At 53.9% G+C, this 24787-nt stretch carries 23 protein-coding genes; 21 read left to right on the forward strand and 2 right to left on the reverse strand.

Translation table 11 applies throughout. From position 1 onward, the window contains the following. Positions 1-73 precede the first annotated feature (73 nt). Together rpoC and NFS31_RS13280 are read left to right on the forward strand one after the other, a co-directional pair. Positions 74-3724: a DNA-directed RNA polymerase subunit beta' gene (rpoC, locus tag NFS31_RS13275; RefSeq protein ID WP_251495778.1), complete on the forward strand. Its 3651-nt coding sequence runs from the start codon at positions 74-76 to the stop codon at positions 3722-3724. A gap of 346 nt (positions 3725-4070) precedes the next feature. After that, on the forward strand, positions 4071-5168 hold the full coding sequence (locus NFS31_RS13280; RefSeq protein WP_251495912.1) for an N-acetylmuramoyl-L-alanine amidase: 1098 nt from the start codon (positions 4071-4073) through the stop codon (positions 5166-5168). A gap of 178 nt (positions 5169-5346) precedes the next feature. Here the strand turns inward: NFS31_RS13280 and NFS31_RS13285 are convergent, their stop codons facing one another. Continuing rightward, on the reverse strand, positions 5347-6900 hold the full coding sequence (locus NFS31_RS13285) for a BCCT family transporter (protein WP_416389464.1): 1554 nt from the start codon (positions 6898-6900) through the stop codon (positions 5347-5349). Between the two features lie 351 nt (positions 6901-7251). Here NFS31_RS13285 and spo0A point away from each other — a divergent pair, with 351 nt between their 5' ends. The 10 genes from spo0A (at position 7252) to NFS31_RS13335 (ending at position 16669) form a co-directional block, all read left to right on the forward strand. Beyond that, complete coding sequence (gene spo0A, locus NFS31_RS13290; RefSeq protein WP_251495782.1) at positions 7252-8070, forward strand: sporulation transcription factor Spo0A; 819 nt, start codon at positions 7252-7254, stop codon at positions 8068-8070. A 153-nt stretch (positions 8071-8223) separates the two neighbouring features. Next, complete coding sequence (gene glgA / locus NFS31_RS13295) at positions 8224-9669, forward strand: glycogen synthase GlgA (protein WP_251495784.1); 1446 nt, start codon at positions 8224-8226, stop codon at positions 9667-9669. 14 nt (positions 9670-9683) lie between these two features. Further along, positions 9684-10256, forward strand: a complete 573-nt coding sequence (locus NFS31_RS13300; protein WP_331482635.1) for an HD domain-containing protein — start codon at positions 9684-9686, stop codon at positions 10254-10256. Positions 10257-10371: 115 nt separating this feature from the next. Further along, complete coding sequence (locus tag NFS31_RS13305; RefSeq protein WP_251495785.1) at positions 10372-10833, forward strand: divergent PAP2 family protein; 462 nt, start codon at positions 10372-10374, stop codon at positions 10831-10833. A gap of 571 nt (positions 10834-11404) precedes the next feature. After that, complete coding sequence (locus NFS31_RS13310; RefSeq protein ID WP_251495918.1) at positions 11405-11962, forward strand: putative ABC transporter permease; 558 nt, start codon at positions 11405-11407, stop codon at positions 11960-11962. Positions 11963-12287: 325 nt separating this feature from the next. Beyond that, the gene (locus NFS31_RS13315; RefSeq protein WP_251495787.1) at positions 12288-12923 is read left to right on the forward strand and encodes a Maf family protein; all 636 of its coding nucleotides are present in this window, start codon (positions 12288-12290) and stop codon (positions 12921-12923) included. Further along, positions 12916-13704: an HAD family hydrolase gene (locus NFS31_RS13320; protein ID WP_251495788.1), complete on the forward strand. Its 789-nt coding sequence runs from the start codon at positions 12916-12918 to the stop codon at positions 13702-13704. Before NFS31_RS13315 ends, NFS31_RS13320 begins: the two co-directional genes overlap by 8 nt. 13 nt (positions 13705-13717) lie before the next feature. Next, complete coding sequence (locus NFS31_RS13325; protein ID WP_251495790.1) at positions 13718-14704, forward strand: peptidylprolyl isomerase; 987 nt, start codon at positions 13718-13720, stop codon at positions 14702-14704. A 54-nt stretch (positions 14705-14758) separates the two neighbouring features. Continuing rightward, positions 14759-16168 carry a glycoside hydrolase family 3 protein gene (locus NFS31_RS13330; RefSeq protein ID WP_251495792.1) on the forward strand — a complete coding sequence of 470 codons (1410 nt, stop codon included), beginning with the start codon at positions 14759-14761 and terminating at the stop codon, positions 16166-16168. Positions 16169-16174: 6 nt separating this feature from the next. Then, on the forward strand, positions 16175-16669 hold the full coding sequence (locus NFS31_RS13335) for a DUF5721 family protein (RefSeq protein ID WP_251495795.1): 495 nt from the start codon (positions 16175-16177) through the stop codon (positions 16667-16669). Positions 16670-16718: 49 nt separating this feature from the next. Here the strand turns inward: NFS31_RS13335 and NFS31_RS13340 are convergent, their stop codons facing one another. Beyond that, positions 16719-17921, reverse strand: coding sequence for a M14 family zinc carboxypeptidase (locus NFS31_RS13340; RefSeq protein ID WP_251495797.1), 1203 nt, complete (start codon positions 17919-17921; stop codon positions 16719-16721). Between the two features lie 363 nt (positions 17922-18284). Between NFS31_RS13340 and spoIIID the strand changes: the two genes are divergently transcribed. From spoIIID to NFS31_RS13385, 9 genes are all read left to right on the forward strand, one after another. Continuing rightward, on the forward strand, positions 18285-18560 hold the full coding sequence (spoIIID, locus tag NFS31_RS13345; RefSeq protein WP_251495800.1) for a sporulation transcriptional regulator SpoIIID: 276 nt from the start codon (positions 18285-18287) through the stop codon (positions 18558-18560). A 96-nt stretch (positions 18561-18656) separates the two neighbouring features. Continuing rightward, the gene (locus tag NFS31_RS13350; protein WP_251495803.1) at positions 18657-19088 is read left to right on the forward strand and encodes a protease complex subunit PrcB family protein; all 432 of its coding nucleotides are present in this window, start codon (positions 18657-18659) and stop codon (positions 19086-19088) included. Positions 19089-19514: 426 nt separating this feature from the next. Next, complete coding sequence (locus NFS31_RS13355; RefSeq protein WP_251495805.1) at positions 19515-19745, forward strand: hypothetical protein; 231 nt, start codon at positions 19515-19517, stop codon at positions 19743-19745. Further along, entirely contained in the window at positions 19690-20760 is a 1071-nt protein-coding gene (locus NFS31_RS13360) for a hypothetical protein (RefSeq protein ID WP_251495807.1), read from the forward strand. The genes NFS31_RS13355 and NFS31_RS13360 overlap by 56 nt, the downstream gene beginning before the upstream one ends. Positions 20761-20891: 131 nt before the next feature. Continuing rightward, entirely contained in the window at positions 20892-21137 is a 246-nt protein-coding gene (locus NFS31_RS13365; protein WP_251495809.1) for a hypothetical protein, read from the forward strand. Further along, a complete protein-coding gene (locus tag NFS31_RS13370) occupies positions 21134-21316 on the forward strand; it encodes a DUF4250 domain-containing protein (RefSeq protein ID WP_251495811.1) in 183 nt (60 codons plus the stop codon). Before NFS31_RS13365 ends, NFS31_RS13370 begins: the two co-directional genes overlap by 4 nt. Before the next feature lie 31 nt (positions 21317-21347). Beyond that, entirely contained in the window at positions 21348-22838 is a 1491-nt protein-coding gene (gene cls, locus NFS31_RS13375; RefSeq protein WP_251495921.1) for a cardiolipin synthase, read from the forward strand. Positions 22839-22917: 79 nt separating this feature from the next. Continuing rightward, a complete protein-coding gene (locus tag NFS31_RS13380) occupies positions 22918-23688 on the forward strand; it encodes a lysophospholipid acyltransferase family protein (RefSeq protein WP_251495813.1) in 771 nt (256 codons plus the stop codon). Then, positions 23654-24781, forward strand: a complete 1128-nt coding sequence (locus tag NFS31_RS13385) for a bifunctional chorismate mutase/prephenate dehydratase (protein ID WP_251495815.1) — start codon at positions 23654-23656, stop codon at positions 24779-24781. Before NFS31_RS13380 ends, NFS31_RS13385 begins: the two co-directional genes overlap by 35 nt. The last annotated feature ends 6 nt before the right edge of the window (positions 24782-24787 follow it).

A 24787-nucleotide genomic window follows, 5' to 3' on the forward strand; every position in this document is an offset into this window, starting at 1 on the left:
TACGGCTTTCTGCTGTGAGGCGCAGCCTGTAACAGTTCAGGTGATCATATGATTATAGAAGGGAGTACCGCTCATGCCAGAGACAAATGAAACTTACCAACCACTGACGTTTGACGCGATTAAGATCGGTTTGGCATCTCCTGAGAAGATTCTGGAATGGTCTCACGGCGAGGTGAGAAAGCCGGAGACGATCAACTACCGGACGCTGAAGCCGGAGAAGGACGGTTTATTCTGCGAGCGCATCTTCGGGCCGAGCAAGGACTGGGAGTGCCATTGCGGAAAATATAAGAAAATCAGGTATAAGGGCGTTATCTGCGACCGGTGCGGCGTGGAGGTGACGAAGGCCAGCGTCCGCAGGGAGCGCGTGGGGCATATCGCCCTCGCGGCCCCGGTGTCCCATATCTGGTATTTTAAGGGGATTCCCAGCCGGATGGGCCTGATCCTGGACATTTCCCCGAGAACGCTGGAGAAGGTGCTTTATTTCGCCTCCTATATCGTTCTGGATCAGGGACAGACCAGCCTCCAGTATAAGCAGGTGCTGTCCGAGAAGGAGTACCGCGACGAGCTGGAGAAATACGGCTACGGCAATTTCCGCGTGGGGATGGGCGCGGAGGCGATACAGGAGCTTTTGCAGGCCATTGATCTGGAGCGCGATTCCGCGGATCTGCGCAAGCAGCTTAAGGATGCCACGGGCCAGAAGCGCGCGCGTATCATCAAGAGGCTGGAGGTCGTGGAGGCGTTCCGGAGTTCCGGAAATAAGCCGGAGTGGATGATCATGACCGTGATTCCGGTGATCCCGCCGGATATCCGTCCCATGGTGCAGCTCGACGGCGGCCGTTTCGCCACCTCTGACTTAAATGACCTGTACAGGAGAATTATCAACCGCAATAACCGTCTGGCAAGGCTTTTGGAGCTGGGCGCGCCGGATATCATCGTCCGCAACGAGAAGCGTATGCTGCAGGAAGCGGTGGACGCCCTGATCGACAACGGCAGGCGCGGAAGGCCGGTTACAGGCCCCGGAAACCGCGCGTTAAAATCCCTGTCCGATATGCTGAAGGGAAAGCAGGGCCGTTTCCGCCAGAACCTTCTGGGCAAGCGCGTGGACTATTCCGGCCGTTCCGTTATCGTGGTGGGGCCGGAGCTCAAGATCTACCAGTGCGGCCTTCCCAAGGAGATGGCGATTGAGCTTTTCAAGCCCTTTGTTATGAAGGAGCTGGTGTCAAACGGCACGGCTCATAATATAAAAAATGCGAAGAAGATGGTGGAGCGCCTGCAGCCCGAGGTATGGGATGTGCTGGAGGACGTAATCAAAGAGCACCCGGTGATGCTGAACCGCGCTCCTACGCTGCACAGGCTGGGCATCCAGGCGTTTGAGCCCATACTGGTAGAGGGTAAGGCGATCAAGCTGCATCCGCTGGTTTGTACGGCCTTCAACGCGGACTTTGACGGGGATCAGATGGCGGTTCATCTCCCCTTATCCGTAGAGGCGCAGGCCGAGTGCCGTTTCCTTCTGCTGTCTCCGAATAACTTATTAAAGCCCTCCGACGGCGGCCCTGTGGCGGTTCCCTCCCAGGATATGGTGCTTGGCATCTACTACCTGACCCAGGAGCGGCCGGGCGCAAAGGGAGAGGGCATGGCCTTTAAGAGCGTGAATGAGGCGATTCTGGCGTATGAGAACGGCGTCGTGACGCTGCATACGAGGGTAAAGGTGCGCGTGCAGAAGGAAGTGGATGAAAATACGGTGAAAACCGGCGTGATTGAGTCCACGGTGGGCCGCTTTATTTTCAATGAGATCATCCCGCAGGATCTGGGCTTTGTGGACAGGAGCCAGGATGAGAATGTGCTGAAGCTTGAGGTGGATTTCCATGTGGGCAAGAAGCAGTTAAAGCAGATCCTTGAAAAGGTTATCAATATCCACGGCGCGACCCAGACAGCGGTGACTCTGGATGATATTAAGGCCATTGGCTATAAATATTCCACCAGGGCGGCCATGACGGTTTCGATCTCGGATATGACGGTTCCGGCCAGCAAGCCGAAGCTGATCGCGGACGCGCAGGCCACGGTTGACCACATTGCCAAGAACTTCCGGCGCGGCCTGATCACAGAGGAAGAGCGCTATAAAGAAGTAATTGAGACCTGGAAGGCGACGGACGATCAGCTTACGCACGACCTTCTGACCGGTCTTGACAAATACAACAACATTTATATGATGGCCGATTCCGGCGCCCGTGGTTCGGATAAGCAGATTAAACAGCTTGCCGGCATGCGCGGCCTGATGGCGGATACGACAGGCCATACGATTGAACTGCCGATCAAGTCCAATTTCCGTGAGGGGCTGGACGTACTGGAATACTTTATCTCCGCGCACGGCGCGAGAAAGGGACTGTCCGATACGGCGCTTCGTACCGCGGACTCGGGTTATCTGACGCGGCGTCTGGTCGATGTCTCGCAGGATCTGATTGTCCGCGAGGACGACTGCTGCGAGGGGAAGGGCGAGATTCCGTTCATGGAGATCAAAGCCTTTATGGACGGCCAGGAGACGATCGAGACTCTCCAGGAGCGCATCACAGGACGCTTTATTGCCGAGACGATCACAGATCCCGAAACAGGGGAGGTTGTGATTCAGGAAAATCATATGTGTACCCCCAAGCGGGCGGCCATTGTCATGGACGCTCTGAGAAAAGCGGGCAGAAATACGGTCAAGATCCGCACTGTGCTGACGTGTAAATCCCATATCGGCGTGTGCGCGAAGTGTTACGGCGCAAACATGGCGACCGGACAGCCGGTGCAGGTGGGCGAGGCAGTCGGAATCATCGCGGCCCAGTCCATCGGAGAGCCCGGAACGCAGCTTACGATGCGTACCTTCCACACAGGCGGCGTGGCCGGCGGCGATATCACACAGGGTCTTCCGCGTGTCGAGGAGCTTTTCGAGGCGCGTAAGCCCAAGGGACTTGCGATTATCACGGAGTTCGGCGGCATTGCGACGATCAAGGACACAAAGAAGAAGCGCGAGATCGTTGTCACAGACAATGAATCAGGGAATTCAAAGGCATACTTAATCCCTTATGGGTCGCGTATCAAGATTCAGGACGGCGCTCTTCTGGATGCCGGCGACGAGCTGACGGAAGGGAGCGTGAACCCGCATGACATCCTGAAAATTAAAGGCGTCCGCGCCGTACAGGATTACATGATCCAGGAAGTGCAGCGCGTGTACCGCTTACAGGGCGTGGAGATCAATGACAAGCACATTGAGATGATCGTGCGCCAGATGCTGAAAAAGATTAAGGTGGAGGAGAGCGGGGATTCTGACGTGCTTCCGGGAACCTCCATGGATGTGCTCGATTTCAATGATATGAATGACAGCCTGATCGCAGAGGGCAAAGAGCCGGCAGTGGGCCGGCAGGTGATGCTGGGCATCACAAAGGCGTCCCTGGCCACGAACTCGTTCCTGTCCGCGGCTTCCTTCCAGGAGACGACCAAGGTTCTGACCGAGGCCGCCATCAACGGAAAGGTGGATAAACTGATAGGGCTTAAGGAAAATGTGCTGATCGGTAAGCTCATTCCGGCCGGAACAGGTATGAGGCGGTACCGGTCGATCAAGCTTGACACAGAGCTTGAGGAGGACGAGGCGATCACGCTGAGCGATGAGGAAGATTTAGATGAGGCGGCTCTGGACGAGGTGGATAAGATTATCCTGAATGAGGATGAGCTGCAGGAGGAATAGCAGATTTGAGCGCCTTTGCGCGGCCCTGAGGGGGCGTAAGGCGGTGGTGAAGACCCTGGGGGAGCTTTGACGGCTTTCCCGGGGTTTTTGCTGCGGGGGGAGGAACGGAGAAACGTTTCTTTTGATGCCTGACCTGTTTCCGGCGGCCTTATCACAACTGTCTTTGACTGGCATAAAGCTCAGGAACAGTCAGAAAATTGTAAGATATTTGTCAGGTGCTTTGTCTTGAAACCGGAAGAAAGATGTTTTATGCTAAAAACCACACAAAACCAGAATTGGAAAAGGAGCTGAAACAATGATATTTAATAAAACAGATAAGAACAGCATGTGTAAAATGAAGAGGCGCATGGGAGGCCGCCTGGCTTCTGCCGTGCTGGCGATATGCCTTTTTGCCGGAAATGCGCAGGCAGTATTTGCAGGCGATACGGTTTATGTGAACTGCGACGTGCTGCGCTGCCGTTCTACGGCGGAGATAAAGGACGGAAATATCGTGAAAAATGTCTACTTTGGCGATAAGCTGGAGCGGGTGGAATCAAAGGGCGAGTGGACGGTGGTCATGGTGAATGGAAAGAAGTGCTATGTTTCCTCGCAATATCTGTCAACGTCGAATCCGAAGGGAACATCGGCTTCTGCAGCGGGTTCCGGCAATTCAGGAGCGGCTTCGGCAGGCGGGGGAAGCGCCTCTATAGGGGGGACTCAGATAGGCGTGTCTTCTGACTGGAAATACGCGGATTTCTCCAAGATTAAGAGCGGGAGCGCGGTTCTTTATAAGACGGCTTCTTCCTCGAGAAAGAATAAGACCGTGTGCGTGAATGCAGGCCACGGGACGAGCGGGGGCGGGAGCGTGAAGACACAGTGCCATCCGGACGGGACGCCGAAGGTGACAGGCGGGACGACCGGGGCCGGGGCGACGGAGGCTGTCGCGGTGTCGTCAGGGATGACGTTTAACGACGGGACATCGGAGGCGAATGTGACGCTGGCGCTGGCGAGAATCCTCAAGGAGAAGCTCCTGGCCGAGGGATATGATGTGCTGATGATCCGTGAGAGCGAGGATGTGCAGCTCGATAATATCGCCAGGACGGTGCTGGCAAATAATAAGGCCGACTGCCATATTGCGCTTCACTGGGATTCGACAGCCAATGACAAGGGCGCGTTTTACATGAGCGTTCCGAATGTGGCCTCCTACCGGGCCATGGAACCGGTCGCCTCCCACTGGGAGCAGCATAACCGTTTGGGAGAGGCCCTGGTGCAGGGGCTTAAGGGCGCCGGAGTCAAGATTTTTTCAGGCGGAAGCATGGAAATGGATCTGACCCAGACCTCTTATTCCACGGTTCCCAGCATTGATATCGAGCTGGGGGACAAGGCGTCGGATCATTCGGCGGGCACGCTGAATACGCTTGCCAACGGGCTTACGTCCGGGGTAAATGCCTTTTTCAGTAATTAAGACGCAGAGCAGCCTGTTTCAGGCTGCCGGGCTTGTTACGGCGGCGGGGCATTCTGAAGCGGCAGCGCCCGCTGTCTGCGCCAGGGATATACCTGACGCAGACAGCGGGCGTTTTTTCATTGACTGTAATTCGGCTGTCCGGCCGTTTATCGCAGCCGTTCAGAGGTTATCTGGCCTGTTACGGTTTATCATCCTTTTTCATATAGGATTTGGCGTCCTTTAAGAAGGATGCGATGATCAGAAGGATGATAAAGGCAACCGGAAAGGCTGCGATGATGGATACGGTCTGCAGATTTTCCATGGAGTTATCGCTGAATACCAGCACGATGGGCAGGAGAATCAGCATGACGGACCAGAATACTTTAATGCCTATGTGCGGCTCCTCATCGTTTTTCAGCTCCCGGTAGGAGTAGGAGGACGCGACGAGGGCGATGGCGTCAAAGCTGGTGGCGTAAAAGGCGATCATGGTCAGGGCCAGAAGGATGAGCACCATGGGCGCAAGGGGCAGTGTACGGATAACGGCAATGATAGTGGCGTACAGGCTGCTGGCAGAGTAAATCCCCATGACGTCAAGTTTCCCGAATACCTGAAGCCCAAGGCTGTAGTTGCCGAGGATGATAAAGCTTATGAAGGTTCCGCCAAGGCCGAAGATGTAGCCGCCAAGGACGGTCTGCCTGACCGTTCTTCCCCTGGAGATATTTCCGATAAAGAAGGGCGAGGCCACGCACCACACCATCCAGTAAGCCCAGTAAAAGATCGTCCAGTTCTGCGGGAAGGATGTCTCCCGGAGGGGATCTGTAAAGGTAGAGAGCCCGATGAAATTCTGGATGAGGTTTCCGATGGAGGAAAAGCCTGTTTCTATAATATATCTTGTTTCCCCTCCGAACAGCAGCACATAGGCCAGCAGGGCAAAGAAGAGGTACACGCAGGAGGAGGCCAGCTTCATCACGCCGTGCATGCCCCGCACAACGGATACGGTGTATACGATGCAGGTGACAACCAGGATGGTAATGGTGATGAAGTGAGAGTTCTCGATGCCGATCAGATCAGCCGCGATCTGGCTCATCAGAGGCGTTGCCAGGCTGAAGGTGGTGGCGGTTCCGGCTAACAGTGCCACGACCGCCAGAAGATCAATAATGCGCCCCGGCAGCTTATCGGTCCACGCGCCCAGGATGGGGCGGCAGGCTTCGGAATACTTCTGCTTGCGCCCTCCGCGCACATGGAGCATAAAGCCAAAGGCGACTGCCAGAACCAGATAAAAGCTCCAGGGAATGGGACCCCAGTGAAAGAGCGGATAAGTCCCGGACCAGTCCTGAATCGAGCCCATGCTCTCCAGATGGGGATCCTGCGCATAGAGGATCCATTCGCACAGGGAATAGAAGAGGATGTCAGCGGCCAGGCCGGAGGTAAACATCATCGATCCCCAGGCGAAATCGGAGTAGAGCGGCTTTTCTCCCGGCTTGCCCAGACGGATGGAGCCGTACTTAGAAAAGGCGAGGTAGATGGAGAAAAGGAAAATACCGAGGCCCGCGGCCAGATAAAGCGTCCCGAATTCTTCTCCCAGAAAGGTCCGGATTCCGGACAGAACCTGCTTTGAGGCGTCAGGAAGAAACAGAAAACCGAGGCAGAGGAAGAAAATAATGGCAAACGGAACGGCGGTGGTAATCCAGTCCAGCCGCTTTTTTAATGACATGTTCGGAGGATCCTGGTGATTTTGCTGTGTATGATTCATAGGTACTCCTTTCTGTAACCGATCTTATGTTCAAAAATCGATTAATAAATAAAATATTGAACATATTATAACACCGAATGGGAGAAAATACAAGTGTTTTAAGGAAAGTTGCTGATTACGGCCCTTCCACAACAAACAACGCTCCGCAATCATTTGCCTGAGTGCCAATAAGATGCTTGCAGCAAGCCATAGGACATGTTATAGTTGGATCAAGAGAAGATGCGTGGCATAGATTTTGTCGAATTATGCGGTGGCTATACATAATTTTGCGATGAAATCGTGTTGAAAGAGGATCTGATTCGAGTCTATAATCATGAGTGCCCGTTTTATTCTTGATAAGGAGGAGAGAAGATGGCTGAACTGAATATTGCGATTGCGGATGATAACAGGCAGGCTTTGGAAATGCTTGGCGAAATACTGGAGGGAGAGAAAGATTATCGTGTCGTCGGAAAGGCGGAAAATGGTGATGAAGCATACAAAATGATATTGAGGACAAAGCCGGATGTGGTTTTGATGGACATTGTGATGCCGGGGATGGACGGGATTACGGTGATGGAAAAGGTCAAAAATAATCCGGAGTTCAAGGAAAATCCGGCGTTTATCATGGTAACAGCAGCCAGCAGTGAAAATCTGACGCAGGATGCGTTTAATCTCGGGGCCAGCTATTATATTATGAAACCGTTCAGTAAAGACATCATTCTTGATAAACTCAAACGGCTGAACGGGTACAGGAACCGCACATCGACGCTGGCGGGGAGCAGAAAGGTGAAGCCTTTTGTCAGCAAACCGGATTATATGGAGCAGAATCTGGAGAATGATGTGACACAGATGCTGCATGAAATCGGGATTCCCGCGCATATTAAGGGGTATCAGTATCTGAGGGACGCGATTATTATGTCGGTTAATGATAAAGAAATGCTGGCTTCGGTCACAAAAATTTTGTATCCGACGATTGCAAAAAAGCATCAGACGACGCCGAGCCGTGTCGAGCGGGCCATCCGCCACGCGATTGAGGTAGCGTGGAGCAGGGGGAAGATGGATACGATCAATGATCTGTTTGGATATACGGTCAGCACCGGAAAGGGAAAGCCGACCAATTCGGAGTTTATCGCGCTGATTGTTGATAAAATCAGACTGGATTACAGAAGGGTGGGCGGAAATACGCTCTAACAAAAAAATCAGATACTACTTCCTTATTTCTGAATTATATTGTATAATATAGTTATCTTCGCGTGATGTGGATCGTGGGGTTCATTTAGCGGGAGGGGCGTGAAGTGCTGTAGCGTTGCAGCGTTTTAATACAGGCATTGGGAGGTAGCAGTAATGAAGAATATCCTTTTTGTTGCATCAGAAGCGGTTCCCTTTATCAAGACAGGGGGTCTGGCAGATGTTGTGGGTTCTCTGCCCAAGTGTTTTGATAAGCAGTATTTTGATGTCCGTGTCATGATTCCCAAGTATCTCTGCATTAAAGAGGAATTCCGGAATGAGATGAAGTATATCAGCCATTTCTATGTGGATTATCTGGGGCAGAGCCGTTATGTGGGAATTCTGGAATATGTTTATGATGGAATCACCTTTTATTTCATTGACAATGAGGGGTATTTCTGGGGCTCAAAGCCTTATGGCGACTGGTATTATGATTTGGAGAAGTTTTCATTCTTCAGCAAGGCTGCTTTGTGCGCCCTGCCGGTGATAGGCTTTAAACCGGATATCATCCACTGCCACGACTGGCAGACCGGGCTGATTCCGGTTCATTTGAAGGATAAATTCCACGGAGGAGATTTCTTCCGTGACATTAAGTCGGTTATGACCATACATAACCTGAAGTTCCAGGGCGTATGGGATGTGAAGACGATCAAGCGCTTTTCCGAGCTTCCGGACTATTATTTCTCGCCGGATAAGCTGGAGGCGTATAAGGACGGCAATCTGCTCAAGGGCGGGCTGGTGTACGCGGACGCGATCACCACGGTCAGCAATACGTATGCGGAGGAGATTAAGACACCGTTCTTTGGCGAAGGCTTAGACGGCCTGATGCGGGCCAGGGCCAACAGCCTGAGAGGCATTTTAAACGGAATTGATTACGATGAATTCAACCCGGAGACGGATACCCGGATTGTGCAGAATTACAGCGCGAAGAATTTCCGCAAGGAAAAGGTAAAGAATAAGAAGGAGCTTCAGGCGCAGCTTGGGCTTGCGCAGGATGACAGGAAGTTCCTGATTGGTATTGTTTCCCGCCTGACGGACCAGAAGGGATTTGATCTGATCCAGTGTGTGATGGACGAGATCTGCAGCGACGATGTGCAGCTTGTGGTTCTGGGAACCGGCGATGAGAAGTATGAGAATATGTTCCGCCATTTTGACTGGAAATATAATGACCGCGTATCGGCCAATATCTACTATTCCGAGGATCTGTCACACCGGATCTATGCGGGCTGCGACGCGTTCCTGATGCCGTCTCTGTTCGAGCCCTGCGGTTTAAGCCAGCTTATGGCCCTGCGCTACGGCACAGTGCCGATCGTGCGCGAGACAGGCGGCTTAAAGGATACGGTATGGCCGTACAATGAGTACGAGGGAACCGGAACGGGCTTTTCATTCGCAAACTACAATGCGCATGAGATGCTGGACTGCATCCGTTATGCGAAATATGTATTTTACAATAAAAAGCGTGAGTGGAACAAGATTGTGGATCGCGCGATGGCGGCTGATTTCTCCTGGAATGCGTCGGCGATGAAGTACCAGGAACTCTATGACTGGCTGATTGGATATTAAGGAGGCCGGGTTTCATGGAGCGGACAGGACTGAAACCGGAGGAGCGGGAAGCGGTTAAGGAGTGGGCCGGTGATGAGAGATGGGTGAAGCGGGAGGCATGGAAGGCGGACGAGGCGTATATGGCGTGCGTCCGGGACATTATGGAGCATCCTGTGTTTCTGTCCATGGACGGGTATTACCAGCATGGCCGGACGACCTGCCGGGAGCACTGCATCCGGGTTTCGTATTTGAGCTACCGGCTTTGCCGCAAATATGGCTGGGATTACCGCTCGGTCGCCCGGGCAGCTCTTTTGCATGATCTGTTTCTGTATGACTGGCATACGCATGCAAGAGAAACCGGAGATCATTTTCATGGGTTCACCCATCCCAGAGTTGCGATGGAGAATGCAGAGCGTTATTTTCAGGCGACGGAAAAGGAGCGGAACATGATTCTCTGCCATATGTGGCCCCTGACGCTGATTCCTCCCCGGTATAAGGAGGGATACGCCATTGTGTGGGCCGACAAATTCTGCAGCCTGGCAGAAGTCGGATCCGGGGTCAGGGAATGGTTTATCAATAATCTGCGTCCGGCATTGACCGGACGCTGACAGCAAGCCCGTGTGTTTTCAATGAATTTGGGAACATACGGGCTGAAATTGTCGTAATGGCGCAACAGTTCAGCCTTTGGGGGGCGTTTTTGGGAGAGCACTACGGGAGATAAATATGACATTTTTTCAGCAGTTGACACGTAATCAGACTTTGATGAGCGCCGTGACGGGCTGGGTGGTGGCCCAGGTACTGAAGACTCTGCTTGACATCAGCCTCAACCGTTCCTTTAATCCGGAGCGGCTGGTCGGCTCCGGCGGGATGCCGAGCTCGCATTCGGCCACGGTATGCGGCCTGGCCACAGCGGCCGGTCTGCGCTATGGGACGGGGAGCTTTGAGTTTGCGATTTGCTTTATTCTGGCCGCTGTGGTGATGTATGACGCTATCGGCGTGCGGCAGGAGACGGGGAAGCAGGCGAAGGTGCTGAACCGGCTTCTTTTTGAGGATCTGCTGAAGCTGGACAGCGTTGTTTTGCAGGAAAAGCTGAAGGAGTATGTGGGGCATACGCCGATACAGGTGCTGGCGGGGGCGATTTTGGGGATTGTGATTGCAGTGGCGATGGATCCGCTTTTTGGATAGGCGCGGGGAAGCTGTTCAGGAGGCTGCGTTACTGGCCGGGGCATACCCCGATGTTAGAAGTTCTCATGTTACTGTTCACACACCAGCCAATTCGAGGTGTTTTTTGTGAGTGCAGCGCAGCGAAAGTCACAGAAAACCCGAGAGCAGCAGCGCTAAACCGCATTTTTTGCGGTTTGTGTGCATCGCGAAGCGTGTTACTGGGGACAACCCGGCAGGGGTGTGAACAGTAAGTAACAGTTCAAATAACCTGAACTGTTACGGCATCTGCCAATGAAAATCGCTTCGCGATGGGGCAGATGCCTGCTGCCGCCACGTTTTCGTACGGTCAGCGCAGCAGGTGCGCAGACCTATCTGAACTGTTACAACAGTAACGTTCTTATGTTAAAATTATGTTAAAAGAGCTTGATTTCCATACGATTCTATACTATACTGAATAGCATTACAGCGCCAGCCTGTTTTTTGCCCTGCGGCGGGGCGGACAGGCGGCTTAAGAATAGCGGCTGCAGTTTTCAGGCCGGCGGGCATGAGGGCTGGGGCGGGACAGAGAGGGTGAGAAACGATGTTTGCAGAAATAGATATATATTTCTGGATCAATTGCTTTTTTGGCTTTAGTCTGATCGGGTATGTATTGGAATGTGTGGTGCTGAGCCTGGAAAACAGGAAGTTTATTTATAACCGCGGCTTTGGGCATGGTCCGTTTTGTATTATTTACGGGTTTGGGGCGATCGGGGCCGCCCTGATACTGAGGCCCGTGGCGAATAATATGGTCAGGCTGTATTTTTGCAGTATGCTGATGGCCACCACGATGGAGCTGGTGACGGCGAGGATTATGATCTGGCTGTTTGGGGCTTTCTGGTGGGATTACAGCAAGAAGAGATATAATTACAAAGGAATTATCTGTCTGGAGAGCAGCCTTGGATGGGGACTCCTGGGTATTGTGTTTTTCCGCCTCCTGAATGTTTGGGTGCAGGGCGCGGTGAGCAGGATACCGGCAGGCATAGGAAAGTATGTCGCCCTGTCGCTCCTGATGTTTTATGCGGCTGATTTTCTGTATAGCTTCCATCTGGAGCGGCGTGAGAAGGACGGGGCGGGCGACGAGCCGGTGATTGGGCGCATGCGGGTCAATTAATATTGAGAAGCGTAGGGATATTTGTCCGCGGCAGCCAGATAGATGGTATGCGGGCATTGGCAGCCATTTTTCCAAAAGGATCTGTCAGAGCAGGGGCGGGGGCTTCTGTTCTGGCAGTTTTTTCATATATTAGAGCTCTCTGAGCAGGATTTTGCCGGATATAAAACCTGTCACGGGCGGCCCTTTCGCAGCGGTCCCTGCGGGCGCGGATTCTAACATTTTTCGCAATCCCCCCATACGCCCTTGTACTCTAACCGCCTTTTGTGGTATAAAATAGGGAGACAATTATTTGTTTAAAATATGAATGGAAGAGGAATCATACACAATGGAGACAAAACATAAAGCGGACGCTATCCGCGTGGTTTTGGCGTCTGCCTCGCCCAGGCGGCGGGATCTTCTGCGCCAGATTGGTCTTGATCCTGAAATCATTCCCAGTGAGGTTGACGAGAATATCCTGGCAGAACGCCCGGATGAGATGGTGATGGAGCTGTCGCGGCGAAAGGCGTCGGATGTGGCGGAGCGGCTGCGCCGGGAGCAGGCGGCGTCCGGGCGCGGAGAGGGGCTCTGCAATACGGTTGTGATCGGCGCTGATACGGTGGTCAGCGCAGGCGGAAGGATTCTCGGAAAGCCGCATGACCGCGGGGAGGCGTTTTGTATGTTAAAGAGCCTTCAGGGAAACTGCCATGCGGTATATACCGGGGTGACCGTGATATATGGCAAAACGGTTAAGACGTTTGCAGAGGAGACGCGGGTTAGGGCATATCCCATGACGGATGAGGAGATAAACGGCTATATTGACTGCGGGGAATCGATGGATAAGGCGGGCGCTTACGGGATTCAGGGACGGTTTGCGGCCTTTATCCGGGGAATAGAGGGCTCTTATACAAATGTGATGGGGCTGCCGGCCGGAAGGCTTTATCAGGAGCTTAAGGAACTTATGCGCGGAGGTCAGGATGATTAAATTAGTTGTGACAGACATTGACGGAACGTTGGTGGCGGACGGGGAGAACCAAGTGAACCCCAGGCTGTTTGAGCTGATCGCGGATCTGAAGGAGAAAAAGGGGATCCATTTTGCAGCGGCCAGCGGGAGGCAGGCGGCGAGTATTGAGTACACCTTCCGCCCGATTAAGGAGAAGATTTTTTATGTGGCTGAAAACGGCGCGTATATGGGATGCTATGGCCGGAATCTGTTTCTGTATCCCATGGAGAGAGGGCTGGCGGTGTCGCTGGCTGAGCGCATCCGGCAGGATCCGAACCTGGAGGTGATGGTCGGCGGGGCCAAGGGAACGTATCTGGAGACAGGGGATCAGGAGTTTATTGACTGGATGGTGAACGGGTATCATTTTCATATTATCCGCACAGAGGATGTGACAGCGGTCCAAGATGAGATTATTAAGGTATCCGCGTACCGCAAAAGCGATATTCAGGGGGCGACGAAGGCGCTTTTTGAGGAGTATTCGGACCGTGTGAAGATGACGATTTCCGGCGATATGTGGCTGGACTGCATGGCTCCCGGGATCAATAAGGGCGAGGCGGTGCGTACGCTGCAGGAGAGTTTGGGGATAAGCCCGGAGGAAACCATGGCCTTTGGGGATCAGATGAATGATATTGAGATGCTGGGCCGGGCGTATTACAGCTTTGCAGTAGGAAACGCCAGGGAAGAGGTAAAGCGGGCGGCCCGCTTTGAGGCTGATACGAACCGGAATAACGGCGTGATGAAGATTTTGCAGTTGCTTCAGTGAGGGGAGGCGTAGGGTGATTATCAGGAGGAAAGCCGGGGAAAGATGCGCAGGGCGAAAGGGCGTTTTTCTGGCAGCCGTTTTTCTGTCGGCGTGTCTGGCTGGCTGTAAGGCAGCGCTCCCTGTTCCGGGGGACGGGCAGAACGTGGAGGGATATTCACGGGCTGATATTATGGTGATTGCCACGACGGAAAAGAACCGCTATGAGGCAGTGTGTACGGATCAGATCTGGCAGGTTTCTCTGGAGGAGAGAGGGGAAACGTTTGATGATTATTTAACGGAGCAGATCCGATGCTTTATGGACGAGCTTAAGGTGATGAACCTGCTGGCCGAAGAAAGGGAGGTTGCCCTGACGGCTGAGGAGCGGGCCGCGATGGCCGAGGCTTCGCAGGTATATTATGAGCGTTTGACGGATGCGGATATTTCTTATATGGGTGTGACGAGGGAGTCGGTTAAGAGCCTGTTTGAGGATTACCGGCTGGCGGAGAAGCTTGTGGAGGATGTGACGGCAGGGATTGATCTGGAGGTCAGCGACAGCGAGGCCAAGATGATTTCTATCCAGCAGGTGAAATGTGCTGATTTCCAGGAGGCGCAGGCATTTGCGGCCAGGGTTTCGGAGGAGAATGCTGATTTTGAGGCGTGCGCCCTGGAAGCGGATCTTCCGGTTACGGCGCGCCGGCTGGGGCACGGGGAGGAGACGCCTGTGTTTGAGGAGGCGGCTTTTGCGCTGGCGGGCGGCCAGACAAGCGGGCCGATCGAGTCAGAGGGCTCGTTTTATGTGCTCAAATGCGTCAGCGATTACGATGAGGAGGCCACGGACGCCAGGAAGAAGCTGATTTTTGAGGAGAGGAAGCGCAGGGCGTTTCAGGCGATCTATGACAGCTTCCGCGAAACGGTGGCGCTGTCGTACCCGGAGAATGTGTGGGAGGAGTTGTCCCTGGGAGAGGGAAGCTACAGCGCGGGAGCGGATTTTTTTGAGATTTACAGGGAATATGCGAAATAACCGTTTTGGTTGTCTGTACGGTTACCGGAATGAACAGAAAAGGAAAGAAATGATATGAGAGAAGATCGGGATGGCAGAGGCAGGCGCCAGAACCAGGGGCAGAGCCGGAGAAGAGACAGCGGCCGGAAAGAGCGCAAAGGCATGGGAGGCGTGGGATTTCTGTCCCTTGTGCTGGCGGCGCTGGTGGTGACGGCCGGATGGCTTTACTGGCATAGAATGATAAGGGGAGAGAGCAGGAAGGCGGATGAGCGGGATCAGATGGCGGAGGTGGAGACAGAGTTTTTTCCGGATGATCCGTCGGCCAGCCGTGTTCTTTTAGAGAGCAGCCAGGTGAAGGAAGCGCCGGGGGAGAGCGAAGCGGGGGACGCGGTGCGGCATGAGACGGCGGGAGAGACGCCAGGCTCCGGGAAGACGGCGCGGACACCGGAGGAGCAGATGGAGCAGATGACGCTTGAGGAAAAGGTTCTGCAGCTTTTTATTATCACGCCGGAGGCGCTGACCGGGGTGAACGAGGTGTATGCGGCCGGGGCGGCGACCAGGGAGGCGATCGGCGCGTATCCTGTGGGCGGGCTTGTCTATTTCCGGCAGAATTTGAAAAGTCCGGAACAGGTCAGGGACATGCTTTCTAAGTCAAAGGGGTATTTTGTGGATCGGATCGGCGTGATCCCGTTTCTGAGCGTGGACGAGGAAGGCGGGCAGGTGGCAAGGATCAGCGGCCGCGAGGAGTTTGGGGAAGCGTCTTTTCCTGATATGAGCGAGATCGGCGCGGGCGGGGATCCGAAGGAGGCTTACCGGGTCGGAACCGTAATCGGGGAGTATTTGGCCGGATACGGATTTAATGTAGATTTCGCGCCTGTGGCGGATGTGATAACGAATCCGGAGAACACGGTGGTGGCGAGGCGTTCCTTTGGGAGCAGAGGCGCGTCGGCGGCTGCCTTTACGAATGAGGTGATCCGCGGGCTTAAGGAGAAGGGCGTGGAGGCGGTTGTAAAGCATTTTCCGGGTCACGGGGGGACGGCTGAGGACAGCCATAAGGGGTATGCGCAGACGCTCCGGACGCTTGAGGAGATGCGGGAGGAGGAGTTTGTCCCCTTCCGGGAAGGCATAAAGGCCGGGTGCCGTTTCGTGATGGTCGGTCATATCGCAGCGCCAAAGGTGACGGGCGACGAGACGCCTGCTGTATTTTCAAAGAAAATGGTGACGGATATTCTGCGGGGAGAACTGGGGTTTGACGGGATTGTTGTGACAGACGCGCTGAATATGGGCGCCGTGACAGATTCCTACGGGTCGGCGGAGGCGGCGGTACTGGCCCTTGAGGCTGGAGTCGATATGCTTCTGATGCCCGCTGATTTCAAAGGGGCCTATAACGGGGTGCTGCAGGCTGTGAAAAGCGGGACGCTTTCCGAGGCGCGGATCGAGGAGTCGGTCCGGCGGATTCTGGCAGTGAAAATGGGGATGGAGTAGACGGTTATGGTAGCGTTAAGGATACAGGATTTAAAAGAATTTACAAAGAAGCTGTTTATTGGGGAGACGTTTGATAAATGGATGGTCAGAGAGGCGTCGGTTGTTACGTATAATCGGTTTGCTATTGACGGCGCGGTCCGGAGGGGATATTATTCCGAGGAGGAGAGGCAGGAGCAGGGGATCGGGGAATACTCTTTCTGGAAGATAATCCGGCCGTTCTGCTTTTCTCTGATTAAGGGGAAACGTCTGCCGGAGAGCTTTGCCATTGTGTTTAAGCTGCCGCCCGCGCAGACGGCCCGTTTTCTGGAAGCGCACGGCCTGTCCTGGAAGCCGGAGGAGACAGGGCTTTATATCAATGTGCGCTATGAGGATCAGGCGCTGTATTGTGTGAGCGGGCTGTCTGTGAACCAGTTTACTATGGATAAGAGCCTGGAACATGAGTGGGATGAAGCTGTGAAGGGATTTTTGAAGAAAGAGGGGATTGCCGCAGAGACGGGCTGACTGGAACAGTCCGTCTCTGCGGCAATCACAGTTTGGCGTGTGGTATTTATCAGTGTGTTAAAATGTACTGCAGGAACAGGCATGGTATCCCTTTATTCTGTTCCCAGATCGCGGGATATTCGGAAAATGCGACCGGGCAGGCGGAGCGCCCCACCTCAAGGGTGATCCCGGCGATCGGGGAGGTTTCGCGCTGTAGCCAGTCTTTGAGGCCGCCGACGCCCTTGGAGCCCATGATCTGGTATCCGGTCACTCCGGAGGCGGCCGTTGCCATGTCATACGATTCGGCCGCTTTTTTGTTGTCGTTCGTATCCCAGTAAATCACCTGTCCCATGGCGTGGTAGTTGATGACAGCAGAGAAGCCGTTCTGCGCAATCACGTTTGCCAGGGCCTGTGATTCCGGCTCGGAGAGCGGGGCGCTTCCCTTGAAATCTGAGGATGAGCCGTGGTTTAAAGTGGGATTTAAGGACTCCCAGTCAGCGTTGAAATTGTGGTTTAAATCAACGCCGCGCGCGTTGCTTTTCCAGCGGACGAGATATTGTTCATAGGGGAGCGCAGTGCGTTCCTCAGCCACATCGGCGGCATACATGGCCCGTATGCCTTCCAGAAGCTCCGGGGAACGGATGGCGCTTTCTCCGAGCTGGCTGAGCGCGACTCCGTCCGGGTTGGACATGGGGATAAAGTGGATGGCAGTCTGACCCATCAGGGCGTTTAGCGGCTGGCCAAGGTAGCTGCCGGAATCCTGGAAGGCCAGCATGTATTCAATCTGCTGCATCATCAGGGGAACGACGATATATTCCCTTCCGTGGATGGCGCCCTGAAAGAGGATCTTTTTCTGGGCGCCCGGGTTGCCGATGACGATATCGTAGATATACCTGCCGTCCAGGGTCTGGCCGATCGTCTGATAACTGATGCGGCCCGGATAGCGGGCGGCCAGGGCAAGGATGTCCTGCTCCATCTGTTCGTAGCTATATTTGTCAACGGGATGCACGATGGGATCCGTAATCGCCTGATTGTAAAAGGAATCATCCGCAGCGGGCGGAGTATCGGGGATCGTGACGGATCCTCCGCCTCCCGGGCCGGCAGGGCCGGAACCGGTCCCGGAGTCAGGAACCGTAACTGCAGGCGGTATATCGCCGGCGGGGCCTGCCCATGCAGAAAGCGGAGCTGCCGCCAGAAAGGCAAGCGACAGGCACAGACAGCCTGCGACAGTCTTTTTTGTTATATGTTTACGAGAGTTATGGGTAAAATTCATGAAGCTTATCCTCCTTTTTCTTACGTAAATTATAAAAGCGGGGAGGATAAATGTCAACGTGGTGGAAAAAATTGAAAGAAAAAAGAAAAAAGTGTTACAGTTCACGGGGCGGGGAAAACAGACGTCAAGCTTGCTTGTAAGGCGGTTTTCCGCCTGTTTTCCCCATCGGGCGGACGCCCGATGCTTCTTGTCTGGCTATGCCGGACAAGAAGATGAGTCCCAAGAATAGTAACAAAAAAGTGACTGTGGCTTAAATACATGGCAGAGGTGTGAATGGGATCAGGGGCAATGGCCTGAAAACGGAACATATTTGCAGGCCGCATCGCATAATCTGTAAAAATAAGATTTTGCGGGGGATTTTCCGTGAAAGAATATATCGAGGAGCGTGCGGTAGCGATAGCCAATTACATTATAGACTACAATGCGACGGTGAGGCAGACGGCGAAGAAATTTGGGATTTCCAAATCTACGGTGCATAAGGATGTGACGGATCGCTTAGAGCACATCAATCCGTCTCTTGCGGCGCGGGCCAGGGTGATTCTGGATATCAACAAGGCAGAGCGGCACATCCGCGGCGGGATGGCGACAAGGGAGAAATACCAGCACCAGCTCCAGGCGTGCAGCAGGGATCGGGATTAGCGGACGCCTGTAAATGCAAAAGTTTTTCTGTTCCAGGTCATAAAGCGCTGCGGGCTCCAATAAAATGGTAGTAATTAAACCAAGCAGGGAGTTGTTATGAAAATCCTAAAAAAAGGAAAACAGTGTTTCGCGCTTTTTGTACTGTCGCTTCTGATGCTGGCCGCGTGCCTGGCCGGGTGCGGCAAGAAGGAGGAAGCGGAGGATAAGATCCAGGATCTGGAGTTTACGGTTGTGGGGCAGAATGAGATTCCCCAGGAGCTGCAGGAGATCATTGAGCAAAAGAAGCGGGAGCCGTTCCGTCTGACGTATACGAGCGGCCAGGATCTGTACATAGCGGCCGGATATGGGGAACAAAAAACAGGGGGGTACAGTATTACAGTGCCGGAGCTTTATCTGACGGAGAATTCCATCACGATCCGGACCGAGCTTGAGGGACCGGAGCAGGGAGAGCAGACCGGTTCTGAGCCGTCGTATCCATATGTCGTTGTGAGGATGGAGTTTATGGAGAAGCCGGTCGTGTTTAAATAGCAGGTATGTAACAGAATAATGGAATTGCGGATTCCCGGCTATTCACATGCTGCCGTTCACGGGGCGGGGAAAACCGGCAGAAAACAGACGTCAAGCTCGCTTGCAAGGCGGTTTTCTGCCGGTTTTCCCCGCCCTGTGAACGGCCGGGAATAATTTATGAAGTTTTTATTTGTATATCCGCCTTGTTTGAGGTATAATACAATCAATACAGACAGTGTGTTCGATGCCGTTCATTCAGGAAAGCCCGTTCGGGCCGGGCATCGGCGGGTTCATATGGTTCGATGCTTTCATTTGATGTGTATCGCATAGCAAATCCGGAATAATGTGTTAAAAATCAGAATAGAATGTTATTGTTCGCTGCAATCACAGCGGCCGTTCCTTTTTTGTATACAGGTTTTTGCCGGGATCAGGTGCAGATCACGGTGAATGTCAGCGATGTTTTATCAGGCCGCCGGAAAGGAAATCAGACGGGAGATGAGAGGAGAATACAGGGGATTACACAAGGCTTACAGCGAGATTTTGTTCTGCTGGCAGGAGGCTTCGCCTGGGCGCTGTCAGAGGGAGCCGTACCAGAGCGTAAAGAAGAAGGAGAGGATGTACGATGAATATGGAGTATGCGCGGCGCGGGATGCGCGCAGGCGGGAGGCGGATTTTTAAACATACGCGCGCGGACGCCCGGACAGCGTGGGGAAGGCTGTGCCTGGCCTTTATGCTCTGTCTGTCCGCGGCGCCGGATATGGGCGCTTTTTGGGGGATGGGCTCTGGTTTTGTCTATGCGCGCGAGGAGAGGCAGGATGGAGACTGGGCGCGCTATTCGGAGATCTATGATTCGCCGGAGATGATTCCGGAGCCCCCGGAGGAGTTCACAGATGAAGGCGGGGAGCGCTTTAGGCTTGTATCAAAGACGCTTCTGGAGGTTCCGGCCACAGGACGGAGACGGCAGTTGTCCGGGGAGGTGATCTACCGGGAGGTGAGCCGGGATATGGAAGCGCCGCAGACCGCGCAGATGGAGGTTTGGGACGAGGAGAGCGGGAAGACATTTGAAGCAGCGCTTCCTTTTCAGAGCGCGTCCTTTGAAGAGGAGCGCTGGAGCGGGGATTTTGCGTTTACCGTGACCTTTCACACGTATGGGGCGGATTATTACCGTCTGGGGGAGCTTACAATTCCGCATGATCCAAAGGGACCTTCCCTGTGGACATACCGGGCCGAACTTTTGGAGGCGCTGGGGAAAAGGGAAGAGGATTATCGGATTGAGTCGATTGGATGGGACGGGGAGGCGTACAGGGATGAAAACGGGATTCTCTGCCGCGACGCCCGAGCGTCGGGAAGCCGGAGAGTGTGGGATTGCCGGGCGGTTTATGCCGGAGAGACGGCGCTTCCGGATTACACGAGATACCGGCTTTTGACGGAGTATGAGAGGGCGGGGCCGGAGGATGGGGAAACGGCTTACCGCGGGATGCCGGGAGGCGAGCCGGCCAGGGATGCCGGGCGGATCGCGCGTCCCGGGGCGATACCGCGCGGGGCGTCCCGGGAGGAGATCCCGGCATGGCTTGTGTGGTTGAGGAGAAGCGTCGGTGTGTCATTCAGCCTTCTGTTTGCAGCGGCGGCGATATGGGGCTTTCGGCGGCTCCTTAAGCTGGCCGGCCGGATCCGGGAGGAGAGGGAGTCATAAAAAGATACTGTAATGAAGCGTTGTTGACTATTCCCGCGGACGGGCTTATACTTTATGGAGACAGATGTACTCCCGGAATCCTGCTGCGCCTGATTCCGGGAGTACATTTAAAGCGCAGGAGGGATGAACTTATGTCCAGGGAGGTTGTATTTAAGATGGAGCGGCCGAATCTGGTAGAGATCGGCCAGACCGTGGAGGTTACGGAGTCGGTCACGCCGTTTAATGTAAACTATATGATCGAGCCGGCTGTGGCCATGTCCGGCCTGTTTAAGCTGAATGACAGGTTAAAGGCGGATCATGGAGTGGTGAAGAATATTGAGGAGAATGACAGGGGATTCTATGTAACAGTAGAGTTTGAGGAACAGGAGGAGAAATGATGAAAAAGATTCCGCAGGATCCGGCTATGTGCGTGAGTTTTGTGAATACGCAGCTTCGGGATGGCTTTTCTGATTTGGATGAGTTCTGCCGGGAATTTGAGATAGAGCGGGCCGGGCTGGAGGATAAGCTATCAGAGGCCGGCTATGCGTATGACAGGGCGGTGAATCGTTTTAAGTAGGGCCGGAAGGCCGGGGTGATGCAGGATGGAGATGTTGGCGTGTGTGTTTGACGAGGCGGCCGGGCTGTGGCAGTGGATTCTGCTCCATATCTGGGCAATTAATCTGGCGCTTTGCGTGGTGATTGTCTTTTTCCGCCGCCATGATCCAAGGGCGGTCTGGACCTGGCTTCTTGCGCTTTATTTTATTCCCGTTTTCGGGTTTTTGTTTTATCTTTTGCTGGAGCAGGATTTCAGGAAGAGCAAGATGTTCCGGGTCAAGGAGGTTGAGGACCGGCTGAAGTATTCGGCGCGCAACCAGGAGGAGTTTATTAAAAGCCGCGATATGGCGCTTTTGGGGACGCTGGCAGGCTATTACTCGGATCTGGTGGTGTATAACCTGGAGACGTCCGGCGCGGTGCTGACGATGAATAACCGGGTGGATCTGCTGACCGACGGCGTGGAGAAGTTCGCGGATTTGAGAGCAGAGCTTGAGAAGGCCAGCCGCTATATCCATATCCAGTATTACATTATTAAAAATGACGAGGTATTTGGCTCCCTGCTTCCGATCCTTCTTAAAAAGGCCGCGCAGGGCGTGGAGATCCGGATCCTGTATGACGGCATGGGCGGGCGGTTTATGCCTAAGAGGGCCTGGGAACGCCTTAGAAAGGCCGGCGTGAAGACAGCAGTATTCTTCCCCCCCTTTTTAGGCCGTCTGAACCTGCGTGTCAATTACCGGAACCACCGCAAGATTGTGGTGATTGACGGGCGGGTCGGCTATGTGGGCGGATTTAATATCGGAAAGGAATATATTTCAAAGGATCCGAAGTTTGGCTATTGGCGCGACACGCATTTAAAGCTGCGCGGCGAGGCTGTTTTAGGGCTTCAGCTCCGCTTTGCGCAGGACTGGAACTATGCGTCCGGTGAGAACCTGTTCCGGGATATGTCTTATTTTAAGGAAGAGGGCCTTCCCCTGCCTGCGGACAGTCTCCTGGAGGGAGTGGGAATCCAGATCATATCCAGCGGGCCGGATACGCAGACGCGCCAGATCCGCGATAATTATCTGGAGCTGTTTCACAAGGCCCGCCATCACATTTACATCCAGACGCCGTACTTTATTCCGGATGACGCCGTTTTATCCGCCCTGCAGATCGCGGCGCGCTCCGGCGTGGATGTGCGCCTGATGATCCCCTGCAAGCCGGATCACCCCTTTGTGTACTGGGCGACGTATTCCTACGCCGGCGATCTGTTAAAAGCAGGGGCCCGATGCTATACGTATGAGAACGGCTTTCTGCACGCCAAGGGTGTGACAGTGGACGGGTGCGTGAGCTGTTACGGGACAGCCAATATGGATATACGCAGCTTTCAGCTCAATTTTGAGGTCAATGCCGTGATCTATGACGAGCGGACGACAGAACGGCTGGAGGACGTATTCCTTAAGGATCTGCCGCGCTGCCGTGAAATCACGCTGGATGATTATAATGAGCGCGGGCTCCTGATCCGCTTTAAGGAGCAGTGCTGCCGCCTTTTGTCGCCGCTTTTATAGATGTGGGAAGCGAAACTGACTCTTGTAAAACGCGCCTTCTTTTTATATAATAGACACGATAAAAAGAGGAGGAGACGTTATGCTTCGGTTTATAGTAGTGGCAGTGATTTTATTTGGATTCCTGGGAGGCTCGGTTGGCAAACTGCACAGGCTTAAGGAGCTGGCAAAGTCGAATCCCAATCAGATGGAGGAGGAGAGCCTGCGGATTGTGAGGAAGATGTTCCGTCTGATCCTGCATGTCGTGGGCGTGTCCGTGACGGTTAAGGGCATGGAGAATATCCCCAAGGGGCAGCCGGTGCTCTATGTGGGGAACCACAGGAGCTATTTTGACATTCTGGTGGGCTATACCACGGTTCCGGGAAAACTGGGATTTGTGGCGAAAAAGGAGATGCTGCGGTATCCGTTCCTGTCGGACTGGATGGTGAATGTCAACTGCCTGTTCTTAGACCGGAAGAACATCAAGGAGGGCTTAAAGGCAATTCTGGAGGGGATTGAGAAGGTGAAGCGCGGCGTGTCTATCTGGATCTTCCCGGAGGGGACCCGCAACCGGAGCGAAGACATCCTTGAGCTTCTTCCGTTTAAGGAGGGGAGCTTAAAGATCGCGGAAAAATCGGGATGCCCGGTGATCCCTGTGGCGATCTCAGGCACAGCGGATGTCTTTGAAAAGCATATTCCGTTCATGCGTCCGTCGCGTGTGACGATCGAATTCGGGACGCCGTTTTATATTAAGAAGCTGCCTCCTGAAGAGAGGAAATTTGCCGGTACTTATACGAGAAAAATTATTATTGAGATGCTGGAGAAGGAGATCAGTAGCCATGGATCTGAAGGAAATCAGAATAAAGCTGGATGAAATCGATACGCAGATGGAGTCCCTTTTTGAGGAGCGCATGCGCCTGTGCGGGGAGGTGGCAGAGTATAAGCTTGCCACTGGAAAGGCTGTTTACGATCCGGAGCGGGAGGCGGAAAAGATAAAAGCCCTGACCGGTATGGCAAACGGGGCGTTTAATAAGCAGGCCGTGGGGGAGCTGTTCCTCCAGATGATGACGTTAAGCCGCCGGTATCAGTACCAGACGATGGCGGAGCGGACGAAACGGCCTGATTTGGGCTTTCGGCCGGTAAAAGAGCTGGATATAAAGGGCAAGAGGGTTGCTTTCCAGGGGCTTTTTGGGGCTTACGGGCATGCGGCTGCCATGGGATTTTTCGGCGGGGACGCAGATATCTATCATGTGAAGCGTTTTGAGGATCTGATGGAGGAGGTGCAGGAAGGCCGGGCCGATTTTGGAGTCCTTCCCATTGAAAATTCGTCCGCGGGGGCGGTGACGGATAATTATGATCTGCTGGTCAGATACCCGAATTTTATTGTGGCAGAGATTTTCATTCCTGTGAACCATTTCCTGCTGGGGACGCAGGATGCGGAGCTTCAGGATGTGGAGACGGTGTATGCGCATCCGCAGGCGCTGATGCAGAGCTCGGAGTATTTAAACGCCAGGAGAAGCTGGCGGCAGGTGAGCATGGAGAATAATGCGGTGGCGGCGAAAAAGGTGCAGGAGGACGGGGATAAGAGACAGGCGGCTGTTGCCAGCGAGACAGCGGGCGCGCTGTACGGCTTAAAGCCCCTGGCCGGGCCGATCAATAACAGCAGGGACAATACCACGCGTTTTCTGATCCTCTCAAAAGAACCCGTCTACCGGGAGGGGGCGGAGAAGCTGAGCCTGTGCTTTGAGCTGCCGCATACGAGCGGAAGCCTTTACAATATCCTGGGCAATTTTATTTTTAATCATGTCAATATGAGGATGATCGAGTCGCGTCCCATCCCGGGGCGGAGCTGGGAGTACCGGTTTTTTGTGGATATTGAGGGAAATCTGGAGGATGCGGGCGTGATGAACGCGTTGTTTGGCATTATGAGAGAGGCAAAGAATGTGAAGATCCTGGGGAATTATTAAGGGACA

The sequence above is a fragment of the Otoolea muris genome (genome assembly GCF_943193115.1).
Lineage (GTDB): Bacteria > Bacillota > Clostridia > Lachnospirales > Lachnospiraceae > Otoolea > Otoolea muris.

What these genes read in the sequence shown, in the direction of transcription:
- NFS31_RS13340 (WP_251495797.1), bottom strand. Translation starts at nt 17,921, where the DNA reads ATGAATTTTACCCATAACTCTCGTAAACATATAACAAAAAAGACTGTC.
- NFS31_RS13285 (WP_416389464.1), bottom strand. Translation starts at nt 6,900, where the DNA reads ATGAATCATACACAGCAAAATCACCAGGATCCTCCGAACATGTCATTA.
- NFS31_RS13365 (WP_251495809.1), top strand. Translation starts at nt 20,892, where the DNA reads ATGTCCAGGGAGGTTGTATTTAAGATGGAGCGGCCGAATCTGGTAGAG.
- NFS31_RS13370 (WP_251495811.1), top strand. Translation starts at nt 21,134, where the DNA reads ATGATGAAAAAGATTCCGCAGGATCCGGCTATGTGCGTGAGTTTTGTG.
- cls (WP_251495921.1), top strand. Translation starts at nt 21,348, where the DNA reads ATGTTGGCGTGTGTGTTTGACGAGGCGGCCGGGCTGTGGCAGTGGATT.
- NFS31_RS13350 (WP_251495803.1), top strand. Translation starts at nt 18,657, where the DNA reads ATGAAAATCCTAAAAAAAGGAAAACAGTGTTTCGCGCTTTTTGTACTG.
- NFS31_RS13355 (WP_251495805.1), top strand. Translation starts at nt 19,515, where the DNA reads ATGTCAGCGATGTTTTATCAGGCCGCCGGAAAGGAAATCAGACGGGAG.
- glgA (WP_251495784.1), top strand. Translation starts at nt 8,224, where the DNA reads ATGAAGAATATCCTTTTTGTTGCATCAGAAGCGGTTCCCTTTATCAAG.
- NFS31_RS13335 (WP_251495795.1), top strand. Translation starts at nt 16,175, where the DNA reads ATGGTAGCGTTAAGGATACAGGATTTAAAAGAATTTACAAAGAAGCTG.
- NFS31_RS13330 (WP_251495792.1), top strand. Translation starts at nt 14,759, where the DNA reads ATGAGAGAAGATCGGGATGGCAGAGGCAGGCGCCAGAACCAGGGGCAG.
- NFS31_RS13380 (WP_251495813.1), top strand. Translation starts at nt 22,918, where the DNA reads ATGCTTCGGTTTATAGTAGTGGCAGTGATTTTATTTGGATTCCTGGGA.
- NFS31_RS13385 (WP_251495815.1), top strand. Translation starts at nt 23,654, where the DNA reads ATGGATCTGAAGGAAATCAGAATAAAGCTGGATGAAATCGATACGCAG.
- NFS31_RS13300 (WP_331482635.1), top strand. Translation starts at nt 9,684, where the DNA reads ATGGAGCGGACAGGACTGAAACCGGAGGAGCGGGAAGCGGTTAAGGAG.
- NFS31_RS13305 (WP_251495785.1), top strand. Translation starts at nt 10,372, where the DNA reads ATGACATTTTTTCAGCAGTTGACACGTAATCAGACTTTGATGAGCGCC.
- NFS31_RS13360 (WP_251495807.1), top strand. Translation starts at nt 19,690, where the DNA reads ATGAATATGGAGTATGCGCGGCGCGGGATGCGCGCAGGCGGGAGGCGG.
- rpoC (WP_251495778.1), top strand. Translation starts at nt 74, where the DNA reads ATGCCAGAGACAAATGAAACTTACCAACCACTGACGTTTGACGCGATT.
- NFS31_RS13320 (WP_251495788.1), top strand. Translation starts at nt 12,916, where the DNA reads ATGATTAAATTAGTTGTGACAGACATTGACGGAACGTTGGTGGCGGAC.
- spo0A (WP_251495782.1), top strand. Translation starts at nt 7,252, where the DNA reads ATGGCTGAACTGAATATTGCGATTGCGGATGATAACAGGCAGGCTTTG.
- NFS31_RS13315 (WP_251495787.1), top strand. Translation starts at nt 12,288, where the DNA reads ATGGAGACAAAACATAAAGCGGACGCTATCCGCGTGGTTTTGGCGTCT.
- NFS31_RS13280 (WP_251495912.1), top strand. Translation starts at nt 4,071, where the DNA reads ATGGGAGGCCGCCTGGCTTCTGCCGTGCTGGCGATATGCCTTTTTGCC.